This window comes from Parabacteroides distasonis ATCC 8503 (genome assembly GCF_000012845.1).
GTDB classification, from domain to species: domain Bacteria; phylum Bacteroidota; class Bacteroidia; order Bacteroidales; family Tannerellaceae; genus Parabacteroides; species Parabacteroides distasonis.
Genome location: NC_009615.1, coordinates 2,821,823 through 2,846,734 on the forward strand (window position 1 = coordinate 2,821,823; position 24,912 = coordinate 2,846,734).

12 protein-coding genes are annotated in these 24,912 nt (G+C 44.9%); 9 read left to right on the top strand and 3 right to left on the bottom strand.

The window, feature by feature from the left end:
• Positions 1-128: 128 nt before the first annotated feature.
• Together BDI_RS12050 and BDI_RS12055 are read right to left on the bottom strand one after the other, a co-directional pair.
• Positions 129-5,474, bottom strand: coding sequence for an Ig-like domain-containing protein (locus BDI_RS12050; protein ID WP_011966839.1), 5,346 nt, complete (start codon positions 5,472-5,474; stop codon positions 129-131).
• A gap of 20 nt (positions 5,475-5,494) precedes the next feature.
• A complete protein-coding gene (locus BDI_RS12055; protein WP_011966840.1) occupies positions 5,495-9,463 on the bottom strand; it encodes a hypothetical protein in 3,969 nt (1,322 codons plus the stop codon).
• 1,546 nt (positions 9,464-11,009) lie between these two features.
• Between BDI_RS12055 and BDI_RS12060 the strand changes: the two genes are divergently transcribed.
• Genes BDI_RS12060 through BDI_RS12070 form a run of 3 tightly spaced genes read left to right on the top strand, consistent with a single transcriptional unit; the run spans position 11,010 to position 17,396 of the window.
• On the top strand, positions 11,010-14,120 hold the full coding sequence (locus tag BDI_RS12060) for a SusC/RagA family TonB-linked outer membrane protein (RefSeq protein ID WP_011966841.1): 3,111 nt from the start codon (positions 11,010-11,012) through the stop codon (positions 14,118-14,120).
• A 21-nt stretch (positions 14,121-14,141) separates the two neighbouring features.
• Positions 14,142-15,728 (top strand): RagB/SusD family nutrient uptake outer membrane protein, encoded by a 1,587-nt coding sequence (locus BDI_RS12065; protein WP_008779922.1) that lies wholly within the window; start codon positions 14,142-14,144, stop codon positions 15,726-15,728.
• 24 nt (positions 15,729-15,752) lie between these two features.
• The gene (locus BDI_RS12070; protein ID WP_008779921.1) at positions 15,753-17,396 is read left to right on the top strand and encodes a family 78 glycoside hydrolase catalytic domain; all 1,644 of its coding nucleotides are present in this window, start codon (positions 15,753-15,755) and stop codon (positions 17,394-17,396) included.
• A gap of 60 nt (positions 17,397-17,456) precedes the next feature.
• Here BDI_RS12070 and miaB read toward each other — a convergent pair whose 3' ends face one another.
• On the bottom strand, positions 17,457-18,830 hold the full coding sequence (gene miaB, locus BDI_RS12075) for a tRNA (N6-isopentenyl adenosine(37)-C2)-methylthiotransferase MiaB (protein ID WP_005853885.1): 1,374 nt from the start codon (positions 18,828-18,830) through the stop codon (positions 17,457-17,459).
• A 260-nt stretch (positions 18,831-19,090) separates the two neighbouring features.
• Between miaB and BDI_RS12080 the strand changes: the two genes are divergently transcribed.
• The 6 genes from BDI_RS12080 (at position 19,091) to phoU (ending at position 24,881) form a co-directional block, all read left to right on the top strand.
• Complete coding sequence (locus BDI_RS12080; protein WP_005853883.1) at positions 19,091-19,546, top strand: hypothetical protein; 456 nt, start codon at positions 19,091-19,093, stop codon at positions 19,544-19,546.
• 101 nt (positions 19,547-19,647) lie between these two features.
• The gene (locus tag BDI_RS12085) at positions 19,648-21,144 is read left to right on the top strand and encodes an acetyl-CoA hydrolase/transferase family protein (RefSeq protein WP_005853881.1); all 1,497 of its coding nucleotides are present in this window, start codon (positions 19,648-19,650) and stop codon (positions 21,142-21,144) included.
• 179 nt (positions 21,145-21,323) lie between these two features.
• The gene (pstC, locus tag BDI_RS12090; RefSeq protein ID WP_005853879.1) at positions 21,324-22,511 is read left to right on the top strand and encodes a phosphate ABC transporter permease subunit PstC; all 1,188 of its coding nucleotides are present in this window, start codon (positions 21,324-21,326) and stop codon (positions 22,509-22,511) included.
• Between the two features lie 8 nt (positions 22,512-22,519).
• Positions 22,520-23,407, top strand: coding sequence for a phosphate ABC transporter permease PstA (gene pstA, locus BDI_RS12095; protein WP_005867077.1), 888 nt, complete (start codon positions 22,520-22,522; stop codon positions 23,405-23,407).
• Between the two features lie 15 nt (positions 23,408-23,422).
• Positions 23,423-24,175 carry a phosphate ABC transporter ATP-binding protein PstB gene (gene pstB / locus BDI_RS12100; RefSeq protein WP_005853875.1) on the top strand — a complete coding sequence of 251 codons (753 nt, stop codon included), beginning with the start codon at positions 23,423-23,425 and terminating at the stop codon, positions 24,173-24,175.
• A 31-nt stretch (positions 24,176-24,206) separates the two neighbouring features.
• The gene (phoU, locus tag BDI_RS12105; protein ID WP_005853873.1) at positions 24,207-24,881 is read left to right on the top strand and encodes a phosphate signaling complex protein PhoU; all 675 of its coding nucleotides are present in this window, start codon (positions 24,207-24,209) and stop codon (positions 24,879-24,881) included.
• Positions 24,882-24,912 lie beyond the last annotated feature (31 nt).

A 24,912-nucleotide genomic window follows, 5' to 3' on the forward strand; every position in this document is an offset into this window, starting at 1 on the left:
CTCTACAACTCTAACAAAGGCTATTCGTACATATACAATGATAAAAAAGAAGACCGCCGGAACTGAGTATTCCTAGCGGCCTTCCCCAACATTAAAGACTCAAGGGTTAGTTTCTTAAAATAAGGTTGTTAGCGAACGTTTACTTTCACTGTTATATGCTTGCCATTCTCGTTGATCTCTATCAGATAGATTCCTGTCGATACCGGGATGCGGGTAGGTCCGATAATTGAGTCGCCATACAGGCTAACTCCAGTCACCGCTATGATACGGATCGAGATTGGACGGGCCGGATGAACGGTTATCGCACCTCGCTCGCAATAGATTTGATGATCGTCGATGATTTGCTCGATACCTACCGTACCGGAGACAGTTACCACACAAGACGCCGTCTTGTTTCCATCATCGGTAGCCACGGTAATCTTGCAAGTACCGATCTTCAATGCGGTAACGACACCATCCGCGTCAACAGTAGCCACCGTCTCGTCGCTGCTACTCCAAGAGACGGTTTTCATAGTGGCGTTATTAGGGGTAACTTTCTCTTGCAAGGCAAAAGATTCACCTACGGCCAATGCCTTGGACGTGATATTCAAAGAAACTCCCGTAACAGCCACATCTGTTCCCGGAGGTGTAGAAACCGGCTTGAACTCTGCTATAATAGCCAAGGACTTATCGACTTCAATCTCTACAGGCGAAGTCGTATACTTCTCTTCGCCTATTTGAATAACGGCCAATTCATAATCCGGATTGGCTTCTGTCTCAATGGTTAGCTTAGTCGCTTTCGCCACAGCGGTTCCACTCGTTATCTCGGTCTTCTCGCCCTCACCTTTCAACATATAGACTTTCAAAGAACCATTTTCCGGTTGAGCGAACGTGACAACTAACGCATCCGAACTTTTCACCGTAACCTCCGCATTCGTAGTCGCATCCTCATAATTCGGATCATACGACGTGAAGATCACTTCCTTTTTCTGGCTATCGCCGGGTTTCAATATAGCTGACGCATCAGCCCATTCAAATTTACCGGATATGGTAGTTCCATCGGCACCTTTCGCAACACCACCGGATAATAGGAATTCCGACAAGGACTGACCTTCCGTGATCGTAGATGCGGTAGGAGCTACTACCTCTACGACCTTCGCTTTCTTTATCACTAATTTCTTGGTTGCCTCGAAAGATCGCCAGTTCTCGTCCCCGGTACGTGTTACAGTCACAAGATAAGTACCTGCGTTCAATGGGGTAGCAACCGATCCATCCGTATTTGAATATTTAATATTTACATCTGTCGGATAACTACCGCTCAAAATGTCTTTCAATTCCACAAGCCTTACGGAACCATCATAAACAAACTCCAAGTCAAAAGGGTTCGCCGCTATTTTAGGTTTATCCACAAAATTCGGGGTGTATGTCGCATCAGCCGCCAAAGTAACCGTTATCTCTGGGTTCTTTCTATCGGCGCTTGAGACATTATCACTCCAAGAATCAAAACGCTGATTCTCGCTAGGAGCTACCGCTCGCAACTTTAAAACCGTATTCTCCGGAATTTTAGAATAATCGCGAATAACCAAGCCTCCATTCGTAACCTCCGTATTTGAGGCACTTAAAGAAAACGTTTTTACTTCACCAACCGGCATTGAATAATCTACCGATTCATAATTACTCTTGTCAAGTGGGGTAAAGCGCAGAATATTTACCTGATCCTTTGTCGGGCTTCCAGTCACGTTCGCACGAAGCGCCGATTTTTGTGTAGAAGGATTCCATTCCACATCCTCGAAGTCTTGAGTAAGTTTAGCGTCAATCTTTGAATAATCCTCCCCTTCTATAGTCGGTTCTTTCAGCAATGCCATACCAGCCTTCTTGATAATCAGCTCGGCAGTTACATCCACGGCTTTAAATAAATCATCCTCGCCACGGGTAATCCGAACTTTATAAGTTCCGGCCGATTTAGGATTCTCTGTCATTTCTACCCCACTCCGGGAATATGCGACCTTAAAGTCCAAACCGGAATAGCCCGTAATCTTAACCTCGAAATTCCGGTATTGCTTATTATAGACTACCGTTTGCGTCGTCTTATCAATCAGCGAAGCCAAATCTTTCTTCTCCACATAATTAGCGGTAACAACCATAGGGCCAGAAACGGTGAATACGTCTCCATCCTTGATCTCGGAAGAGTTCACCATCATATTCATAAAACGATATCCCGTTTCCGTCTCAACAGAAGCGGTCAGTTGAGTCATATAAGGAACCTTAGAACCAGAAGCCACCTCTTTACCGGCCTTATCTTTCAATACGACTTTACCCGCATTGGGGATATTCAACGCCGAGGTTATTTGATATTTCACCAATTGGAAACTCGCGTTCACCGTAACATCTCCGGTCCCAACCATAAATGAGCCATCAGCCTCATTATAATTCGCGCCTTCCACTTTCACGGATGCCAGCTCATAGCCATAATCCGCATTTCCTATCACCTTCACTTTCACACCTTCAGAGATAGCCTCACCGGGAGTAACGGGTGCCTTCGTATCCACCTCGATCAGATTCACGCTACCATTCTTCAACTCCCCAACCTTTACCAAATGTTTATCCGGTTCTTTTTGAAGGAAATCGGCCGATATATCAGCGGCTTGTATCAAAGTATAAGAACCGTTATTCACCAAAGCCCCGTTCACCTTCACGGACTGAACCATATAGCCCGGATCCGGAGTCGCCGTGATAGTCAATAAGGTTCCCTGCAAAAACTCAGCACCATTCTTTACCTCCACGCCATTCGCGAAGACCTTCAAGGAACCATTCATCGGATTCGTAAACGTCACGCCATAAACGATCGAATCGAAACGGGCTACGATATCCAAGTTCGTATTCGCTTGCAACTCCCGTGTAGCCGATGTATTCCCATCACTCCAACCGGCAAACCGGTAATTCTTATCCGCGACGGCTGTCGCTTTCAAAACCGAGCCTCTCGCGTATTTATCATTTGCGGTACGCCCCTCCAAGATGACAGTACCGAAATTACCGGCGGTAACATTCATAGAATAAACAGGAATTACGTTCAAGGTTATAAACGTATCTTTAGCCGCATAGAGAACAGGATCATTCGGTTCGAATATCAAGTCGTACTTTTTCTTATCCGGAGAAGCGATCTCGTTCGGAGTTTTCCAGATAAATGATCCGGAAGAAGTTCCATCGATCAAGGTACACGCCGATAAAGCCTGTCCTTCCTCAATACGACCCGGAGTAGGTAACACCAAACTCTCCACCTCTTTCTTGCTCTCCACCACTAACGTAACCGTATCAGAGAGGCTACGGTATGTCAAGTCCTCCGCACGGCTCAAACGAGCCTTATAAGAACCCACAGCCAGCGTGGAAGGCAATGTCGTAACCCAAGCCGTACCGCTCAATTGATATTCGATCTTGATGTCCCCGACAGCGCTTGTTACCGTGACCGGCTTGATGGAGCCGACCGTCTGGACAAGGTTGTTAGCCACGAACCTCACCGTATCCTTGGAGACGAACGCAAAGGTATAGCTATCGCCACTCATCAGATTAGGAGTCGTGTACGTGTAAGAGGTATTTCCATTAGCATACGTTCCCTTGATCTTCGAGATATCCACGTCCGAAGAGGCTTGCTTAATAGCCCCTAGCCTATAGTTGGCATTCGATACGATCGAGAAAATGACGGACTTACCGTAAGCGATCTCACCACCGCTCATGATGTCCTTGTTGTTCATCTTGGCGGTAACCGTACCCTGTCCACCATCGACAGCGTAAGCCAAGGTATTGGCATTACGGATCGTAAACGTTTTAGAGGAATCCTCTAACGCGGCATACTCCATGGTCTCCGGACTAAATAAGACGATCTTATAAGCTCCGACTATCTGCGGTAATGTGGAAGTCTCCGAACCATCGGCCGCACGATATCGAACCGCTTGTCCCGCTATTTCCGGCGTAAACTTAATAACCGGCAAATTCTTCCCGGCCACGATCTCGTCTTTTGTCGCCGAAGAACCTGTTACACTCACGGAAATCGTTTTCTTCGCGGCGAAACCTACCGATAAGGTCGTAGAGGCGGTTAACGAGGCGGTCGTATAGGTATAAGAGATGGTGTTATCCTTATTAAGCGCGCCTTTTGGCAAGGCTGATACCGCAGTTCCATTCACAACAATCTTATTCAATAGAAATCCGGGGTTAGCGATAATTGTAAATACGGCAGGTTGGCCGTTAATGATCTCGCTACCGCTTGCCATGTCCGTAGAGCCCATCTTGGCGGTAACCGTACCTTGTCCGGCCGTTTCCACGTTATAATTTAATACATTCGCTTTAGATACCGTGAACTTCATGTTCTCATCCTTCAAGGCGGCATATTCCGCAGTCTCGGGACTGGTCGCGACGATCGTGTAAACACCATCCGCCGCAGGAAGTTTATCGGATAAAGCTCCGGAAGCGTTCTTATATTGAACCTTCTGCCCCGCTATCGTATTGGGGGTAAATGTGATAACCGGAAGATTCTTACCAGCCAAAACCTCATCCTTCGTGGCAGATAATGGATTGGCTGTTACAGATACGGTTTTCTTCGCGGCAAATCGCACGTCAATAACCGTAGAAGCGGTCAACGCCGATGTCGTATAATCCACATAGGAAGTCTCATTCGTAGAAGAATTAAAAGTTCCTTTCGGCAAAGTCACCTCATTATTATCTACGGTAAGTCTGCTCAACACATAACCGGGCTTGGAGGTAATCTTCAATACGGCTGGCTTATTATAAACGATCTCATCACCACTGGCGATAATGGAGCCATCCATAGAAGCGGTTACAGATCCTTGCGCCTCCTCAAACGAGTAGGAAAGCGTATGGGACGGTTGTACCTTGAATAGAATCTCCTTGTTTATGGCGACTTGCGTATCAGTCTCCGACTTGGTTACGACAACATAATAAAGTCCAGCCTTTTCGGGTAGCTCATCCGTCAAAGCAGCAGAGCCATCCTCCCTGTATTGTACTTTATACCCCGTAATAACCGGGTCAAAAGTAACCTTGGGCAAATTCACCTTCGCCCTTATCTCATCCAAGGTGGCATACTCAGGAGAGATCGTGACCGTCACCTGCTCTTTCGCCTTGAACACCGCCTTGATTTCCGTACTACCGGTTAAAGCGGTGGAAGTATAGGAATAAGTGGTCGTATTATCATTTTGAAAAGTACCGCTCGGCAACGTGCCAATAGTAGCCGTATTCATCGTTATATCCGACAGGACATATCCGGGCTTCGCCGTGATCGTGAAAACGGGTTTACTATTATATGCCACCTTGGAACCTGTGGCTACCGTACTGGTTATGGTTCCTTGATCCGTATTCGCCGAGCTATAATTCAATGTCACCTTGAACGTCGGAAGATCCGGGGCGGAACGTAAATCTGAATCTTGCGCATGTACCTGTGCCATCGCAATGACAGCAAGGAATATCGCTAATATACTCTTTTTCATGTTTATCTTTGTTTTAATCGTTATTTAACCCTTACTAATTGACCGTTCACGGCATAGATGCCCGAAGAAACCATGATCCGCTGTCCGTCCGTAACCTCGCCACGATAAGCGACCTTGCCATTCATTCCGATGATTACCACGTCCATAGGCTCCGGCGTGTGGATCACGATAGCGCCACGATCAGTAGTCACGTAATAACCATCTACCGGCTCGATCGTCTGGTTACCCGTAACCACGCCATCGCCGATACGTAAAGAGCGAAGCGTACTCAATGTCTTGGCGTCTGTCAAGACAAAGCTTTGGAAAGGCTTGATCTCCGGATTTGCCTCTTGCTCGAAAGAGGTTCCATCCGTTGTCAATATATAAGCAGATTGTTTCAAGGTAATCGTAAATGTATTCGGATTCGAGCACATCAAGAAAGTACCTGTTTCAGTTGGAGCGGCAGGTTCTTCCAAAGTCTTGAATTCAAAAGCTCCTTCAGAAGAGATCGTATAGGTATCGCCATTAGCCGCCCAAAGACCAGCCATGCCAAAAGCACTCTCATCCACCACGAACTCCGGAGTCTTATTATCCTTCAACCTTGCGAACCAGATACCATTATCAACATTTTGAACACTTGGAGCCAAGATCTCCTCCTCCGTAGAGTTCTTGATCACGGCAGAGGCTAATGGCATTCCTAACGCCTTCCACTCAATACCGGAGAGATCCGGAGAGAAACGAAGAGACTTAGTGGTCACGCTTCCTGTTTGATCCGCAAGATTTGACTTTATTTGCGCGCCTTCTCTCATGGTAACGGTATCTAAAGACATTGGAACAGACAACGTCAAAGTCGCGCCATCCAAGACGGTGACCTTTTGATTTGGATGCGGAGTGGCCCAGACCGTATCTTCCGAAATCGTTACCATCTTATAGATTAAGGTACCCAAAGCGACATCCGAATAATAGGGGAAATAATCTACAGATCCGTTCGGTGCCCTGCTTTTATCAATCAAGGCAGAAAAATCCGGATTATCACTTCCCCAATAATTATTCGGCGCAACAACCGTTCCCTCTAAATTATTGGGACGAATGGAATATACATATGTCTGGTCGCCCGGGTACATCTTATTATATTGGAATGTTACACCATCCTCAACTTTCACGACACAATTATGAAACTCATTTGATTCAACGACATTCGAGCCGTCATTCTTCGCTACCGAAATATCACTATCCGTAAAAACATTATTCTTGACCGTAGCGTTAAGTCGTCCCGCTGAGATCAACAAATTCTTATCATATACATTAAAAGTACTGTTATGAACCAACAAGGTCGCATCTTTAAGAGTACTACCCGGTTCCGAATATAAACCTGTTTGGAGTAGCTTATCCTCAAAAATACAACTATCAATCTCCACCGTACCTCCACCGACAAACAATGCTGTTGGACGATTCGAGCCATCCGTTGAACTCTTGAAAGAAAGATTCATCAAAGTCACCTTATCCGCAGAGATACAAGCTATGGAAGAACCCGTATACTTCTTCGTTCCTTTAATAATCGTTTTTCCATAAACTCCCTTTATCCGGACATCAGCGGTAGTGACATTGAAACCCGCATGTTCTCCCGCCGGAACAGAAATCGTCTCTCCCGCTACCGCATTATCAATCTTATTCTGAATATCTGGCTCTCCATAACAAATAAGACCCGAGGCCGGATCATAAACAGTTCCATTGATCGTCAGCTTGTCGTATTTTTTCGCCTCCTTTTCGCGATGTGAATAGACCCAGTTCTCTCCTTCCTTGCCATTCAATGTAGAATTGTTGATCGTTATCGTATTATCCGCAAATTCCGACTTATCATCCGTTCCACTCCAACCTAGCCGAATAACTCCGGCATGTAAATATCCGTTACTTCCATCCGGGAGATTATTCGTTCCTTCCAAAGAAGACAACGTACAACCTGTAAATGTGATCGTATTTCCATACGAACGTATATCCGTAGCCGTAGCTTGGGTAGCATTTATCAAAGGATCTAATCCATCTACCGCTCGCAACTCGCAATTCGTGAAATCAGCTGTAACTCCGTTGTATTTTTCCTGAAGAATAACAGCTCCATAACTATTGCTTTTCCCATTCAGAAGAGTCCTACTGATGAATGTCGCATCTTTCGCCGTTATCCGGGTATTCGTATTAGCTAATGTACCATCACTTGGACTCATACTTCCGGCTGATGTCATGATCGCCCCCCATGCGGTAAAGGTTCCTCCCGTAATATCTAAGACTTGCTCTTTATTCCGTAAGCCTATTCCATAATAATTGACATCGATATCCGTATTCGTCAAGCTTAACTCCGCTCCCACTGATTCCATACGGACACCTACGGCAGCGGTTTGAGCGGTAACCGCACCACCATCTAACTTACAATTGGTTAACTTTACGATATCCTTGCCCGTTCCAATCATACCAATAAGCCCATGCGCAGAGGAATTATCAGTTCCTTTTAAGGTCATATCGCTTACGGTCAATGCAACTGAGCCTCCTGATGGTGAATTAACGGAAATATGCCCATTTACAATTGTCTGACTTTGCCCAGCTCCTTGAAGCGTGATTGATTTATCCAGAGGCAGCGTCATTGGTAAAGTATATTCTCCTTCCGGGAAAATCACTTTATCCTCCTCTTCTAAAATCATATTCGTCAATAATACGTCTAAACTGGATGCCGCATTGTTCAAAGTCCCGTTCTTATGAATCGAGACAATGCAAGGCTTCTCGTTTTCAGTCTTAAACTCAACATTTTCAACCCCTAAAACCTCCAAATTTGTTCCTGCATCATCAAAAAATAATGTAGGAGCATATTTGTCATTCTTGGATTGGATTAAAGCCTTAGAGCCATCGGTGGATTTAAACGTCCAAGTACCGGAAGTATTCTTACGGACATCAGCCACACACATATAGGTGATGGGGCTATCTATCGGTGCTTTATTCTCTGAAACGATAGAACTTTTAGAGTCCATCGTCATAGTCAAATTTTGACAATTATCCAAAACGACAGTTCCAAATCCATCACTTGGCCCATTTTGGTAAGAACGTCCATACAAATGAGTATTAGAGATCGCTACATTATGCGGGTAGGCTTCATTTACTAAATCACCTCTTAGAAAAAGTGCGGCCCAAGCAGTTACACTGGAATTGTCGATAGTTATATTTACGGCATTTGTGTACCCCGCTTGGTTGATGGCAAATATTGCATAATAATTCACATCTACTACAGAATTCCTTATATTATAAGTTACCGGATTAGTATTATCAGTTCCTCCCACCCATGAGCAAATGCCGATCACGTAAGGATATAAACCTTTAGCTGAAGGCCCCTCCATCTTACTTCCTATAAAATTGAGTGTATGGCCTCCACCATCACGAAATGCAAGTCCTCTTTCAAAACCCTCAGACATATACATACGGGAGTTGATAAAGTTTACGGTGTTCTCATCTACAGTTAATTGAGACACTATACCGAAACAAGCCCCGGAACCACTATCACCCGTTCCCCGCCCCTCTATCGTTATCTTACTCTCACTGAAAGACACTGTCGTTTTAGAGGATTTAATATCGACAACTCCTCGTCCAGTCGATGTTTTTGCTGTTAGATGTACCTTTTGGAAAGACACATTCCCTCCGTTTGTTAGCTCAATATCTACCGGAGACTTAATTGTAACTGTTGAGGTATCACCTTCACCAATGATAGCCAATGATGATTTGGTGATAGAATAAGGAGCTGCATTAGCCGAGTATTCCCCTTCAGGTAACAATATGATCACACTATCTAATGAAGATAATGCCGCATCAGACAATGCTGCTTCCAAGTTTGCCTTGTAAATGGGTGAACCAGCAGATGATCCATCACCACCTGTTCCTACAGCCACTTTGTAGTATGTAGGGATCATTTGTCCCCACCCCACACTTGCACCCACCATAAAGACGGCGAACAAAAAAAGTAGTCTTCTTTTCATACGATTAATTTTTATAAGTTAGTAATATTCAATTATTTAAAACATTTACCCTATATTCATAAACTCTGTAGCTTCCAGCACATCAGTCTTCTCATAATCATCATTTACAAGCAGTTATGCGAAATCATCGGTTATAAAACGACTAGTCTAAACGATCATTTTATTCTGGCGTTTTATTGAATTCAACGCATAAGCGTCCATATTTACGTTTATGCGTTGATAATCAATTTTTAAAAGTTTCTCTGGATTTTGTTTTATTCAAAAATATAGCCTATCTTTAACGCCTAGAATAAACGATCGTTTAGATTAGGCGTTTTTATCTATTACAGAATACTTATAGATCAAATATTTTTACGTAAACAAAATTTTCTACCATAAAAACTTTATATCATCACAAGCTATAAGATTCTCTTCTTAAAGCATGTGGAATAGCATAACTAACCAAATATCAGACTGCAACTATACATAATTGAGATAAAAGGAATTCTACAATATTGATTTTATGAAAACATCTACAATATCTACCACTACGCCATGTATGCTTTATAAATCAAAGCATTACATATAGGTTGTAGATAGCCTGACATCTACAATTATCATTCAACATCTACCACTTATACTTGACATTGATACTTTTTCTTTGCATTGGATAAGAAAACGTGTTATTTTTGAAAGACATTTCCCTTAGGGGAACAAAGAGTTTCTCCTAGAGAAAACTAAAGTTTCTTCTAGGGAAAACTAAAGTTTCGTAAGCACAAATCAAAAGTTTTCCGCTATGAAAACTTTTGTTTTATGCCTAAAAAACTATAAATACCTATTATTCAATACATTAAATCAGTACACAAGGTATACAAATAACCAAGCAGGCAACCTGTTGGCATACCCTCGCAGAACGAGTAATGTGGTTAGCGAATAGTGAACGGCTGCATTTAGTGGTTGAAAAGCAGTAAATAGTGGTAGATGCAAGCTGATAGTGGTAGATGTTTATTATCTACCACCATTCAACAAATTTCTTATAATTAGATACTTATATAGATAATGGCAGATATGGTAGATGATTTAGTTTTTTCATTTCATACTCAAGGTACCACTCCAGAAAAATATCAGTACAATACATTAAGAACCCAAAAGAACGGCTAATAAAAATCAAGGTAAGCTGTCGCTATTATGAAAAGGGAAGCTATAAACATAATTTACGTACGTGTACTATAAAAATAATACGCAAGAAAAAACCACAGTTCCGTAGGAACTAAATCCTTACTATCTCTCTCTTTCGATATGGCAAAGATGGGAAGTAATAAGAATCAAATGGTTACAAAAATGACATTTCTTGTTAGATAAATGACATAACAGATCCGCAATCAATCCTAAACCACTCTCCTCTAATATCCTATACATAAATTACCCATTGAGTTCCTACGGTACTTAATAACTTTATAACATATAGCCTATGGAGTATATCTAATAATGTATTAGTTAATCTGAATCTATCAGACTTATCGTATGTAGTTAACATTATCTATTCAATTATGAACAAATGAAAAGTATGAAAAGTAAAATGAGAACTTGGAATGTGGCGATGGGATCATTGTCTTTGCTCTTCCTCTGCGTATCGCCGGCATTGGCTATCGCTACAAATCCATCACAAGAGAACCCGTATACGGAGCGGAACGATGATTCCGTAACTCAACAGAGAACAAGAAAAGTGACAGGTGTCGTGCTTGACGCCAACGGAGAGTCTATCATCGGGGCGAACGTAGTGGTGAAAGGTACCAATAATGGGACAATCACGGATCTAGATGGTAAATTCTCGATCGAATTATCGGATGGTGAAACCCTGCAAGTATCTTTTATCGGCTATAACAGCAAGGACGTTATGGTCGGCGCAGGAGAGAATCATATCAAGGTACAGCTGCGGGAAGACACGCAGAAGCTCGATGAAGTGGTAGTAGTCGGGTACGGAACACAGATCAAGCGGGCGGTAACCGGCTCCGTGCAATCCATCAAGTCGGAAGAGATGGCGGATATGCCCGTAGCCCAGATCTCGCAAAAGATGCAAGGCAAGTTCGCCGGTGTCCAAATCAATCAAGTATCCGGTAAACCCGGACAAGGAATGACCATGCGAATCAGGGGACAAGCGTCACTGTCCGGAGGAACCACGCCCCTTTATGTAGTGGATGGAATGCCTATCGTGGGCGATATCAGCACGATCAATCCAGACGAGATAGAAAGTATCAGTGTGCTAAAAGACGCTTCTGCCACATCACTTTACGGTTCCCGGGCTGCCAATGGAGTCGTATTGATACAGACAAAGACTGCCCAATCAGGGAAAAAACTAAGCGTCGACGTATATGGAGGCATACAATACGTACCCGAGAAAGGGAGGCCGGATATGATGGATGCCTCCGAATACGCACGGTTCAGGAAAGAGATCGCTGAAGAGAACGGATTGGCGGTCGATCCCGCTTACCAGCATCCCGAAGCGCTGGGTAAAGGCACGGATTGGTATGACGTATTATTCCGTCCCGCCGCTATCCAGAATTACAGTTTGTCGTACAGCAACGGAGACGGGAAGTTTAAATCATCCACCGTAGCCAGCTATTTCAACCAAGACGGAGTGTTGACAAACTCTAATTACCAACGGTTCTCCGCACGAGCCAATACTGAATACGTATTCTCGAAGATCGTCAAGGTAGGCGTGAACCTAGCGCCTAGCTTCTCCATCAATAATAGCCCGCAATCGGACGGTAACTGGACGGAAGATAAAGGTTCCATCCTGCAAGGAGCTATGTTGACAACACCTCTCGCACCCTATAAGAATGAGGATGGCAGTATTCCGCTTGTGGCCAGTGGGCCGGGATTGTTCGATAACCCGAACTGGTATAATGTGGTTCGCCTCAACAAGAACAAGACCCAGAACACCCATCTGATCGCAAACGCCTTCTTGGAGGTAGAGCCGGTCAAAGATTTAAAAGTAAAGACCAGCATCAACGCGGACTTGACACAGAATAAATGGAACTCGTTCAAGCCCTCCACCTCTGGAGAGATCTATAAGGCTCCCTATCAGATCCCCGAGGCGAAGGAATCCAATAATCTATTCTACACTTGGCTGTGGGAGAATACCGCCACCTACAGCAAGCAGATAAAAGATCATTCCTTTGATCTCCTGTTCGGCATATCCGCACAAAAATACCATAGCGAATATACGATGGTGACCGGAACGAACTTTCCCGACGATAAAATATCGACATTCAATGCCGCCCCTACCATCACGGCGGATGGAAACATAAACGAATGGTCCCTTTTATCCTATATCGGCCGTATAAACTATAATTACAAAGGAAAGTACCTTTTAAGCGCAGCGATGCGTAGGGATGGTTCCTCCCGTTTCGGTAAGAACAATCGTTGGGGTAATTTTCCATCCGTATCGGCGGGCTGGATACTCTCGGACGAGGAGTTCATGAAACCATTGGAGAAAACGATCTCTTTCCTCAAGGCCCGTATCAGTTACGGTATCGTGGGAAACGACCAGATCGGTAACTATACGCATTTGGCGACGATCACCACCACGAACAGCAACTTCAATAACGCCTTGGCCAGCGGCAGAAGCATCTCGGGAATGGGAAACCCGAATCTGGGCTGGGAAAGGAATAAGCAAGTCGATGTCGGTCTGGATGTCGGTTTCTTCAATAATCGCTTATCCATCATGTACGATTACTATAGCAAGCGAACGGACGCCCTGCTGTTCTCGCTAGAGGTACCGATCTCTTCCGGCTTCTACAACATCCAGTCGAACGCAGGCAAACTGAAGTTCTGGGGACATGAATTAAGCGTATCCTCCAAGAACCTGACAGGCAAATTACAATGGACTACCGACCTGAACATATCTTACAATGACAATAAATGCTTGCAACTGGGTGTAGATGACGCCCCGATCATCGGTAACAACATCACGCAAGTCGGGGAACGGATCGGACAGTTTTACGGCTTAGTATGGGAAGGGGTCTACAAGAACAAGGAAGAATTCGACAAATACCCGAAACACGCACAAGCCGATGTCGGAACCATTCGCTTCAAGGATGTGAACGGGGATGGCAAAGTTACCCAAGGGGATGACCGCGATATCATCGGCAATCCGGTCCCTTTATGGATAGTAGGCATGACAAACTCGTTCACCTACAAGAATTTCGATTTGTCAATTGTCGTATCCGGCGGTTTTGGTTTTGAGTTAGCCAATATGGTAGATCAGTTCGCTGGAAATCTGGATGGTGTGTTCAACGTGTATAAAGCGGTAGACAATCGCTGGAAATCACCGGAGAATCCGGGTAACGGCCGTTATGGAACGACCAAGATGGGTACCACGGCACCAGAACGTGACTGGTTCAGTTCCCGTTTTCTTTATAACGGAAACTACTTGACAATCAAGAATATCACCTTAGGCTACCAAGTTCCGTTAAGAAACCGGGATATCATTAAAGGATTACGAGCTTACGTCAGTTTCCAGAACGTATATACGTTCACTAGCTACATCGGCGCTAATCCCGAGGTGAATATCAGCAATACGGGAACAACGGCGAATAGCTTGCAACAAGGATTCGATTATACCACCTATCCCGTTCCACGGACCATTACGTTGGGTTTAAATGTTAACTTCTAACTATCTAATTATACGAAATATATGAAAACGATATTCAATATAGCCATAAGCATCGCTTTAGGATGTAGTTGTGCCTCCTGTAGTGATTTCTTGAATCTTACGCCGTATAGCGAGATCACCGCCGAGAACTTCTACCAGAACGAGGAGGATTTCAGGCAAGCCGTAAATGGAGCTTACGAACCTTTACGGAACATGTACAACACGGAAGAGTGGAATCTGGGAGAGGCCAAATCGGATAATACGACGTATATCATCCATATCGCCAAATCATCCTTAGACGGAGAAGATCCGGATCAGTTCCTTGAGACATCCACCAATGGTAATGTCGGTACGAAGTATAATAACTGCTACGTAATCATCGGACGATGTAACCGGATTATCTCAGAAATAGACCAAGCGGATTTTGACGCAGAAGCAAAAAGCAACCTCAAAGGACAAGCTTTGTTCCTTCGGGCATTCTGCTATTTCAACCTAGTACAATACTTTGGCGGCGTACCTCTGCATACGACACCCTCTACCGTGTATGAGGAGGCATTTAAACCCCGTGCGAGCGTAGACGAAGTATATGAGCAAATCATGAAAGACGCACAAGAAGCCAGTGATCTCCTACCTGTAAAATCAAGGCAAGAGGTAGGAAGAGTTTCCAAAGGCTCCGCACAGACCTTATTGGGAAACGTATACATGGTACTAAAACGATGGGCGGAAGCAGAACAAACGCTGAAAGAGGTGGTATCCTCAGGCGAGTATGAGTTATTAGCGGATTACGGCTCCATCTATTCCATCTCGAACAAGAACCATAAGGAATCTATCTTCGAGATCCAATACATGCAAGACGCCTCATTAGGACAACAAAGTGATTTCATATACAGATTCTTGCCCTATATGACGAATCCGTCTGCCATCACGGGAACAACCCCTAATCCTTGTCCTTCCAACGTAGACCATGGTGGGTTTAACACCCCTACGATCGATCTAATCAACGCATACGAAAAGGGAGACAAACGGTTGGACGCATCCATCGGTATGGTGGAAGGTAAGCTCACCGATAGCTACGCCCTCGACGCTACCGGCGTGAAAAGTATAGTTGACTATGAGCCAGCTCCGGGAATAACCGCTTATCCTTTTATCAAAAAATATTTTCATGAGCATATAAAGCCCTATTACACGGATGACAACTGGCCGGTCTACAGGTACGCAGAGGTATTGCTCTTTCTGGCGGAAGCTATCAACGAGCAGAATAGGCCGGACGAGGCTATCCATTATCTGAATGACACCTTCGGGCAAGCAAGTATCCGGGGAAGGGCGGGATTAGCTCCTGTCAAATCCCAGAATGTAGATGCGTTGAGAGAGGCTATCTACCAAGAGAGACGGATCGAGCTGGCATTCGAGAACAAACGCTGGACAGACCTTCTGAGAACGGGACGAGCCGTGGAAGTCATGACACGACATGGACAAAAGATAAAGGCAAATCCCGAATCTTATTATTGGCCCGACGGTGTTCAACCCGTGGCGAACGCTTATCTGTTCAACCCAGATAAATGCTTGTTGCCCATACCTCTGCGAGAAATCGACTTGAACAGCGAGCTTAAACAAAATCCCGGATATTAACGAAGTTATTCTTATATTCGCATCATGAAAAGAGCACATATGAAAATCCTGCTAAGTTTACTATGCTGTGTCGGTGTATTCACCCTATCAGCACAAAGTCGTTATTTCAAAGAAAGCGCTTCATGGCTTCAAAAGAGTGAGGCCTGCAAGCCAGTGTTAACCTATACGGAACATAAGCCGGTCAAACGGGTCACTTCCATCAAAGATGCGTCAGCCTACCAAGGTTGGCGCATGCGGGACGAAGGAAGCACGGATCTGTTATTCAATGAGTCCCTGAAGAAACATCCATCGGTTATAGTTGACTTCGGTGAGCATCTGACGGGGTATTTGGATTTCTCGCTCAAGCTCCTTAGCCAACAGGTTTCGGACGCTCCGGTACGTATCAAATTCACGTTCGCCGAAGTTCCCTCGGAATTGAACACGCCTTTCGACCCTTATCCGGGCGGTCTGTCAAGGGCTTGGCTACAAGATGAGGTGATGACGTTAATGACCGTACCCATCGAGGCCTCCATCCCCAGAAGGGTGTCTTTTCGGTATCTCAAGATAGAGTTGCTAGGCGCTTCCAGTTTCGATTTCGCCTTCGACAAGCTAACGTTCCGTGCGCAGACATCGGCTAAGACGGCTCCATTGCCACTGGCTTCCACGACCGATCCCTTGATCCGTAAAATCAATGAGGTAGGATTGCTTACATTAAAAGAATGTATGCAGACCGTCTATGAGGATGGCCCGAAACGGGATCGCCGGTTATGGATCGGAGACTTGTATCTGGAGGCGCTAGCGAACGCATGGTCGTATAAAAACCACGACTTGACGAAACGTTGCCTCTATTTATTAGCGGCTCTAGCCAATGATGAAGGACTGCTGCACGCCACCGTATTGGAGACACCGACCCCTCATCCGCAAAACGGTACGCATTGCTTGGACTATTCCCTGCTGTATAACGTAGCGTTGCTGGAATACCTGAAAGAGACCGGAGACAAGGAGGTCGCCTTGGACTTATGGCCGGTAGTGGTCCGCCAAATAGAGATGGCCTTGCGTCAATACTCGGACGATTGGATCTACGATATGCAAAAGAAGCCGATTTATTGGTTGGTATTCGACTGGAAAGATAATTATGATCGCCAAGCATCCATGCAGGGACTTACGGCATTCTCATTAGAGAAAAGCTATGAGCTGGCTAAAATGCTGGGAAAAGAGAAGGAGGCTGGAGACTGGCCTCGTATCGCCGGCCAGATAAAGAAAGCCGCCCGGAAAACATTCTATGACCAAAAGAACGGGGTGATCGTAAGCGGCCCTAACCGTCAGGTGTCTTACCTATCACAAGTGTGGATGATCCTATCGGAGACGCTTACCGCCAAGGAAGGAGCAAAAGCGATGGCCACCGTCCTATCGATGCCCGACGCATGCTATCCGGGATGTCCGTACGCTTATCATTATGTAATGGAAGCCTTGTTGAAATGTGGAATGCGGCAAGAGGCCCGTTCGCTCTTAACCAGTTATTGGGGCGGCATGGTGAATAAAGGAGCCGATACATTCTGGGAGGTATATGATCCGAACAATGACGAATTATCACCTTACGGATTTTTCCCGATCAATAGTTATTGCCACGCATGGAGTTGCACGCCGGTTTATTTCATCAACAAATACCCGGAGATATTCCAAAGATAGAAGATAATAAGAGAAACGCCAATATCGCTCGAAATGGAACGTATTGGCGTTTTCTTTTTCTTATTCCTCCACAGGTTCCCCGAACAGGGTTGCCGAGGAAGCCTTATGGATCTTGACTTTTATGAATTGACCTACATGATAGTTCTTCTTGTCAAAGATAACCACCTTGTTTTGGCTGGTTCGTCCGAACAATTGCTCACGGGAACGTTTCGAGAATCCTTCTATCAGAACCTCGAAAGTCTTGCCTATATCCCGCAAGTTACTTTCCTCGGACAACTTATTTTGCAAATCGATCATACCTTGCAAACGACGTACCTTCTCTTCTTCCGGTACATTATCCTCCAAATGGCTAGCGGCATATGTACCCGGACGTTCGGAATATTTAAATAAGAAAGCACTATCATATCCCACTTCACGCATCAAGGATAAAGTCTCTTGATAATCCTCCTCGGTCTCGGAATGGAAACCGCAGAATAAATCAGTCGAGATAGCGCAATCCGGTACGATACGACGGATCGCCGCTATACGGTCCAGATACCATTCACGGGTATATTTACGATTCATGACCTTCAAGATGCGACTGCTGCCGGATTGGGCAGGCAGATGGATAAACTTACAGATATTGTCGTTCGCGGCAATCACACGCAAGGTATCATCGCTCATGTCCTTCGGATGGGAGGTCGTAAAACGAATTCGCATATCGGGAACCTCTTTCGCCACACGATCCAACAAGATCGGGAAGGTTATGGTCTCACCTTCTTTCTCGAAAGAATAGGAGTTTACATTTTGTCCCAACAACGTAACTTCCTTAAAGCCTTTCTCGTGCATATCCCGTATCTCATTCAAGATACTCTCGATATCCCGGCTACGCTCGCGTCCTCTTGTATAAGGTACGATGCAATACGTACAAAAATTATTACAACCGCGCATAATAGACACGAAACCGGAGATATGTACGCCCGGTAACTTCAAAGGAATAACATCCTTATAGGTCTCTTGGGTAGAAAGCTCCACGTTGATCGCTTTCTCTCCGTGCTCTACCGCTCCCACCAAGTTCGGCAAGTCCAGATAAGAATCCGGTCCTACCACCAAGTCGGCATGATGCACATGGATCAGATCTTCCTTCACTCGTTCGGCCATACATCCCAATACACCGACAATTAAGGACTTCTTTTTCCGTTTTAAAGACTGGAAATACTGTAGCCGCCCATAGATTTTCTGTTCGGCGTTGTCGCGTACGGAGCAAGTATTCACGAAGATGGCATCCGCCTCCTCGATATTCTCCGTCATACTATAGCCATCCATCTTCATGATAGAAGCTACAACTTCGCTGTCCGCCACATTCATCTGACAGCCGTAGGTCTCGATAAACAACTTTCGTTCATCGCTTTGGGTAGCGGATTTTAAGTCCACACCGTTTTCTTGATTTACCATACTATATGTTAATATAATTTAAATAAGCAAGATTCTTAAAAATAATTACGCAAACGCTTGCATAGTTCGAATCCCACCGTTATATTTGCATTCGAAAAACGTAAATTTTTTCATAGTTAAGGTTTTGGTTAAATCGAATAAGGGTGGCTGTGAAGTTACCCTTATTTACTTTTATACCTATCTGATGTTTTATATACTCCCATCTTTTCACTTCTCAATTATTCTTCTTACATTTGGAGGTGCAAAAATAATCAAAGTTTATGGATAACGTAGGAGATTGGTTATATATTGTTTTCCTGATTATCGCCGCCGTCAGTGGCTTATTCAGTTCGAAAGACAAAAAGAAGAAGAGTCGCCCCGATATATTGGGGCAACCCGACAGGGAAATTGTGCCTAATGACCAGCCTACAGAAGGAAAAGGCTTCTGGGAGATATTGGAGGATATGCAAAAGGAAACGCAAAAACCTAAGCCCGCTCCCCGACAAAAGCAGGTAAAGTCAAAGGTTGAGAAACCGCAAGTCGTAACCTCATCGCCTGCCTCATCTCCATTCCTTTCCGCCGAGAAGAATATCCCGAATCATATCGCGACCCAGCCATCCGTAAGGATGAGTGCTATCGAGGAAGAACCGGGGCTTATGCCAGAAGATACCTTCAGAGACATCGAGGAATTGAAGAAAGCGATCATTTGTGCGGAGATTCTAAACCGGAAGTATTAATTTACGCCACACTTATATTCGATTCAGCGTAATTTTATGTAAGTTTGCGCCCGAAATATTGAACAGTAAGTATTTACCTAAAAACATAAAAACTAATTATCATGGCATTAAAATTTATTACAGCTGAAGAAGCCGCATCTTATGTGCATCATAATGACAATGTCGGTTTCAGTGGTTTTACACCCGCAGGATGCCCGAAAGTCGTTCCCGGAGCTATCGCCCGGAAGGCAGCGGAAGAACACGCTAAAGGTAACCCTTTTCAAATCGGTATGTTTACCGGCGCTTCTACTGGTGATAAGCTAGACGGAGAGTTGGCTCGCGCTAACGCCATCAAATTCCGTACACCGTACCAATCTAACAAAGACTTACGTGCCGCATTAAACGCTCATCAGGCACAATATTTCGATTTGCACTTGTCTGAATTGGCACAAAGCTTGCGTTACGGATTCTTGGGTAAGATTGATGTCGCAATCGTAGAGGCTGCCGATGTTACTGAGGATGGTGAGATCGTTCCGACTTCAGGTGTTGGTATCTTACCTACTATCTGTCGTATGGCAGACCGTATCATCGTTGAGTTGAACTGCCGTCACCCGAAAGAAATCCGCGGTATGCATGATATTTACGAGCCGGCTGATCCTCCTTTACGCCGTGAGATCCCTATCTACACTCCTTCTGACAGGATCGGTAACGATTGTGTAAAAGTAGACCCGGCTAAGATCGTTGGTGTGGTAAGAACCGATGAGCCGAATGAAGGTGGAAAATTCTCTCCGCTGGATGATGTTACGATGGCGATCGGTAAAAACGTTGCGGACTTCTTGGTTAGCGAGATCAAGGCCGGCCGTCTTCCGAAAGAATTCGTTCCATTGCAGAGTGGTGTAGGTAACGTGGCTAACGCAGTCTTGGGCTGCATGGGAGCTAATGAGTCTATCCCCGCATTCAATGTATATACTGAGGTTATTCAAGATGCGGTTATCGAATTGATGAAACAAGGTCGCGTTAAATTCGCCAGCGGTTGCTCTTTGTCCGTAAGTAATGAGGTAATCCGTGAGATCTACGCAAATCTCGATTTCTTCAAGGATAAGATATTGCTTCGTCCGCAAGAGATCTCTAACAATCCGGAGGTTGCCCGCCGTTTAGGCTTGATTGCTATCAATACGGCTTTGGAGGCTGATATCTTCGGTAATATTAACTCTACGCACGTATCCGGTACTCGTATGATGAATGGTATCGGTGGTTCCGGCGACTTTACCCGTTCGGCTATGTTATCGATCTTCACGACTCCGTCTACAGCGAAGGAGGGTAAGATCAGCGCGTTCGTACCGATGGTATCTCACTTGGATCATAGCGAGCACTCCGTGAAGATCATTATCACGGAATATGGTGTAGCGGACTTACGCGGTAAATCTCCGATCCAACGCGCTCGTTGCATCATCGACAATTGTGTTCATCCGGATTACAAACCGTTATTGGAAGAATACCTCGCTATGGGTATCAAGGGACATACGCCTCAAAACCTGAAATGCTGTTTCGCTTTCCATGAGGAACTAGCGGCCAGCGGCGATATGCACAATGTGGATTGGAGCAAGTATAATAAGTAATACAAACATATTACAGGCATAATTCATAGGGCATGGGTTCAACCGAACTCATGCCCTATTCTCATAGCAGACAATGCGTAATACATTTGTAATAATTTTGAAACAATTCTTTCAAGCGGGTTTAATCTCTCCTTAATATAGAGGCTCTTTCTTTGCAGCAGAATAAATAGGCAAAGATTGTGAGAAAGTTTATAGAAAAATTAGTGGAAGGAGGATTCTTGATCAGTGGAAGCGTCAGTAGCTTTACGATCTTGTTGATCATTGTCTTCTTATTTAAAGAGGCCGCAGGTCTTTTTAACAGCCCGGAGGTAGAGGAAGGATATATATTGGCTGTGAATCAGGAAAATCCAGTCGAACATTTGTCTCCCGAGCAAATCATGGATGTCTTCGATGCCAATATCACCAATTGGGAAGATTTAAACGGAGAAAATCAAGATATACTTGTCTTCCGTTTCTCGGACCTAACCAACTATTATACGGAAGAAGAGCTAGGTGAAGAATTTCAATATGTTCCCGAGAAAATCAATGAACTTATCCATAAAGAGCCGGGGATTATCGCATTCTTTCCGGAACAATACAAGTCGGAGAACTTTACGGGAAAAATCATATCGGGAGCCACGATCAAACCTTCGGAGTTCTTTGGAGGGACGAAATGGTATCCTACCTCCGCTCCCGCTCCGATCTTTGGCTTGATCCCTCTATTACTAGGCACACTTTTAGTAAGTATAGGCGCGATCGCCTTATCCCTCCCCTTCGGAGTAGCGGTAGCGATCTATATGGCAGAGATTGCCAATACAAAAACCCGTAATTTGCTAAAGCCTATTATCGAGTTATTGGCAGGTATTCCCTCAGTCGTTTATGGTTTCTTCGGATTGGTGGTGATCGTTCCCCTTATCCAAAAGACCTTAGACCTTCCGGTAGGCGAGACCGCTTTCGCCGGAAGCGTGGTTTTAGCGATCATGGCGTTGCCGACCATCATCACGGTAGCGGAAGATGCCATGCGAACTACCCCACGAGCCATGAAAGAGGCCAGCTTGGCATTGGGAGCCACGCAATGGCAAACCATCTACAAAGTAATAATCCCCTACTCCATATCCGGTATCACGTCCGCTGTCGTATTAGGTATAGGACGTGCGATCGGTGAGACGATGGCCGTATTGATGGTAACCGGAAACGCCGCCGTTATCCCTACCTCGTTCTTCGAACCGGTACGGACAATTCCTGCCACGATAGCAGCGGAATTAGGTGAGGCTCCCGCAGGTGGAGCGCATTACCAAGCCTTGTTTATGCTGGGAGCCGTGTTGTTCCTCATCACCTTGGGGTTGAGCATCGCCGTAGAATATATTTCATCCAAACGTAAAATTTAATTAAAGATATGGCACCTATTCAACATTTAGGGAATATAGACAAGAGGAAACGGGCCTCTCAACAGGTTGCTTTCGGTTTCTTTTCTTTCCTGAGTTATTTGGTCGTAGTGATCTTATTCGTAATACTGGGATTCATTATCTTAAAGGGAGCGAGCGTGATCAGTTGGGATTTCCTGACACAAGCACCCCAAGAGGGCATGACCTCCGGGGGGATTTTTCCGGCTATCGTAGGTACACTCTATTTAGTGATCGGAAGTAGCTTGATTAGTTTTCCCATCGGCATCATGAGTGGTATCTATATGAACGAGTACGCCACAAACGGGAAACTCATCCGTTTCATCCGTATCATGACGAATAACCTAAGCGGTGTCCCATCCGTTGTTTTCGGGTTATTTGGTATGTCTCTATTCGTAAGTACCTTGGGATGGGGAGACTCTATTATAGCGGGTTCGTTTACCTTGGCGCTGATGTCCTTGCCACTTATCATCCGCACGACGGAAGAGGCTTTGAAAAGTATCGATGATTCTTTCCGTCACGGTAGCCTAGCGTTAGGGGCTACGAAGTTGCAGACCATCCGCAGGGTCGTGCTACCGATGGCGTTCCCCAATATTATTACGGGATTGATTCTTTCGATCGGGCGTGTGTCCGGAGAGACCGCTCCTATCCTTTTTACGGTGGCCGCTTATTTCTTGCCGCAATTGCCGAAAAGTATTTTCGACCAATGTATGGCATTACCTTACCACTTATATGTTATCTCTACAAGCGGTACAGATATCGAGGCTTCCCGGGGGATGGCTTATGGCACGGCGCTCGTGCTGATCGTCATCGTATTATTAGTAAACCTTTTAGCGAACGCTTTACGTAGTTATTTCGCCAAGAAGGTAAAAATGAATTAAAAAAATAAGACAATTATGATAAAGATTGATGCTAAAAACGTAGACTTTTATTATGGGGATTTCCATGCATTGAAGAACATTTCCATGGAGATAGAGCCGAATACGTCCACCGCTTTCATAGGACCGTCCGGTTGCGGAAAGTCTACTTTCCTCCGCCTGTTCAACCGCATGAATGATTTGATTCCGGACACTCGCATGGAAGGTCAGATCCTGATTGATGGAAGGGATATTTATACGAAAAGCGAGAGAGTGGATCGCTTACGTAAAAACGTGGGGATGGTTTTCCAGAAACCGAATCCTTTTCCTAAGACGATTTATGAGAATGTCGCTTATGGCCTGCGGGTAAACGGTGTCAACGATGAGAATTATATTGAGGAGACGGTGGTCAAGACTTTAAAGCAGGTCGTCCTTTGGGACGAGGTAAAGGATAAACTGAAAGAATCGGCATTCGCTCTTTCCGGCGGACAGCAACAACGTTTATGTATCGCCCGTGCCTTGGCGATCTCGCCCTCCATCCTATTAATGGATGAGCCGACTTCCGCATTGGACCCGATTTCAACCAGCAAGATCGAGGATTTGATACATGAGCTGAAAAATGATTATACGATCGTAATCGTTACCCATAATATGCAACAAGCGGCTCGTGTTAGCGACAAGACCGGATATTTCTATTTAGGGGAATTGATTGAATATGATAATACCCGGAAGATTTTCACCAATCCGGAGAAAGAGTCTACACAGAATTACATTACCGGACGGTTTGGGTAATTGAAAATTAAAAATTGAAAATTAGAAGAATATGAAGGTTATAGAGCAGGAGATTCATTCTTTAAAAAATAGTATCAGCGAGATGTGGGCATTGGTTCACCAGCAATTATACAACGCAGGGGAGGCTATGCTTACCGGAGATAAGGAACTCGCTTATAAGGTAATCAGCCGGGAACGCCGGGTAAACGCTTTCGAGCTAAAGATCGACAGTGATTGCGAGGATATCATCGCTTTATATGCGCCGGTAGCGATCGACCTACGTTTCGTATTGGCGATGTATAAGATTAATACAAACCTAGAGCGTCTGGGAGATTTCGCCGAAAGCATCGCCCGTTTCGCCGGAAACCTTCCCGAGGGGGAACCGATTGACCCGCAACTGGTCAAGGAAACCCGGGTAGAAGAAATGCTGTCGGAGTTATTAAGCATGATCTCACTCACCAAAGAGGCTTTTGAGAAAGAAAGCTCAGAGATCGCTTCCCGTATCTTCTTGAAGGATAATTTGATCGATGAGATCAATCATAATTCTACCGCTATTATCGCCAAATATATAGAGGAGCATAAAGGTAGTGCGTTGGCAGGGTTATATATGGCCGGTGTTATCCGGAAAATGGAACGTTTCGGAGATCATTGTACGAATATAGCGGAAGAGCTCATTTTCTATCTGGACGCTAAAGTCATGAAGCATATGGGCAAAACCGAGCAATAATTCGTATCTTCGCGGCCACTTTAACAATCAA

Bases quoted from the DNA above. Each gene is read 5' to 3' on its own strand.
- BDI_RS12085 (WP_005853881.1), top strand. From the start codon at position 19,648: ATGGCATTAAAATTTATTACAGCTGAAGAAGCCGCATCTTATGTGCAT.
- miaB (WP_005853885.1), bottom strand. From the start codon at position 18,830: ATGGTAAATCAAGAAAACGGTGTGGACTTAAAATCCGCTACCCAAAGC.
- BDI_RS12080 (WP_005853883.1), top strand. From the start codon at position 19,091: ATGGATAACGTAGGAGATTGGTTATATATTGTTTTCCTGATTATCGCC.
- phoU (WP_005853873.1), top strand. From the start codon at position 24,207: ATGAAGGTTATAGAGCAGGAGATTCATTCTTTAAAAAATAGTATCAGC.
- BDI_RS12050 (WP_011966839.1), bottom strand. From the start codon at position 5,474: ATGAAAAAGAGTATATTAGCGATATTCCTTGCTGTCATTGCGATGGCA.
- BDI_RS12070 (WP_008779921.1), top strand. From the start codon at position 15,753: ATGAAAAGAGCACATATGAAAATCCTGCTAAGTTTACTATGCTGTGTC.
- BDI_RS12065 (WP_008779922.1), top strand. From the start codon at position 14,142: ATGAAAACGATATTCAATATAGCCATAAGCATCGCTTTAGGATGTAGT.
- pstB (WP_005853875.1), top strand. From the start codon at position 23,423: ATGATAAAGATTGATGCTAAAAACGTAGACTTTTATTATGGGGATTTC.
- pstA (WP_005867077.1), top strand. From the start codon at position 22,520: ATGGCACCTATTCAACATTTAGGGAATATAGACAAGAGGAAACGGGCC.
- BDI_RS12060 (WP_011966841.1), top strand. From the start codon at position 11,010: ATGAAAAGTAAAATGAGAACTTGGAATGTGGCGATGGGATCATTGTCT.
- BDI_RS12055 (WP_011966840.1), bottom strand. From the start codon at position 9,463: ATGAAAAGAAGACTACTTTTTTTGTTCGCCGTCTTTATGGTGGGTGCA.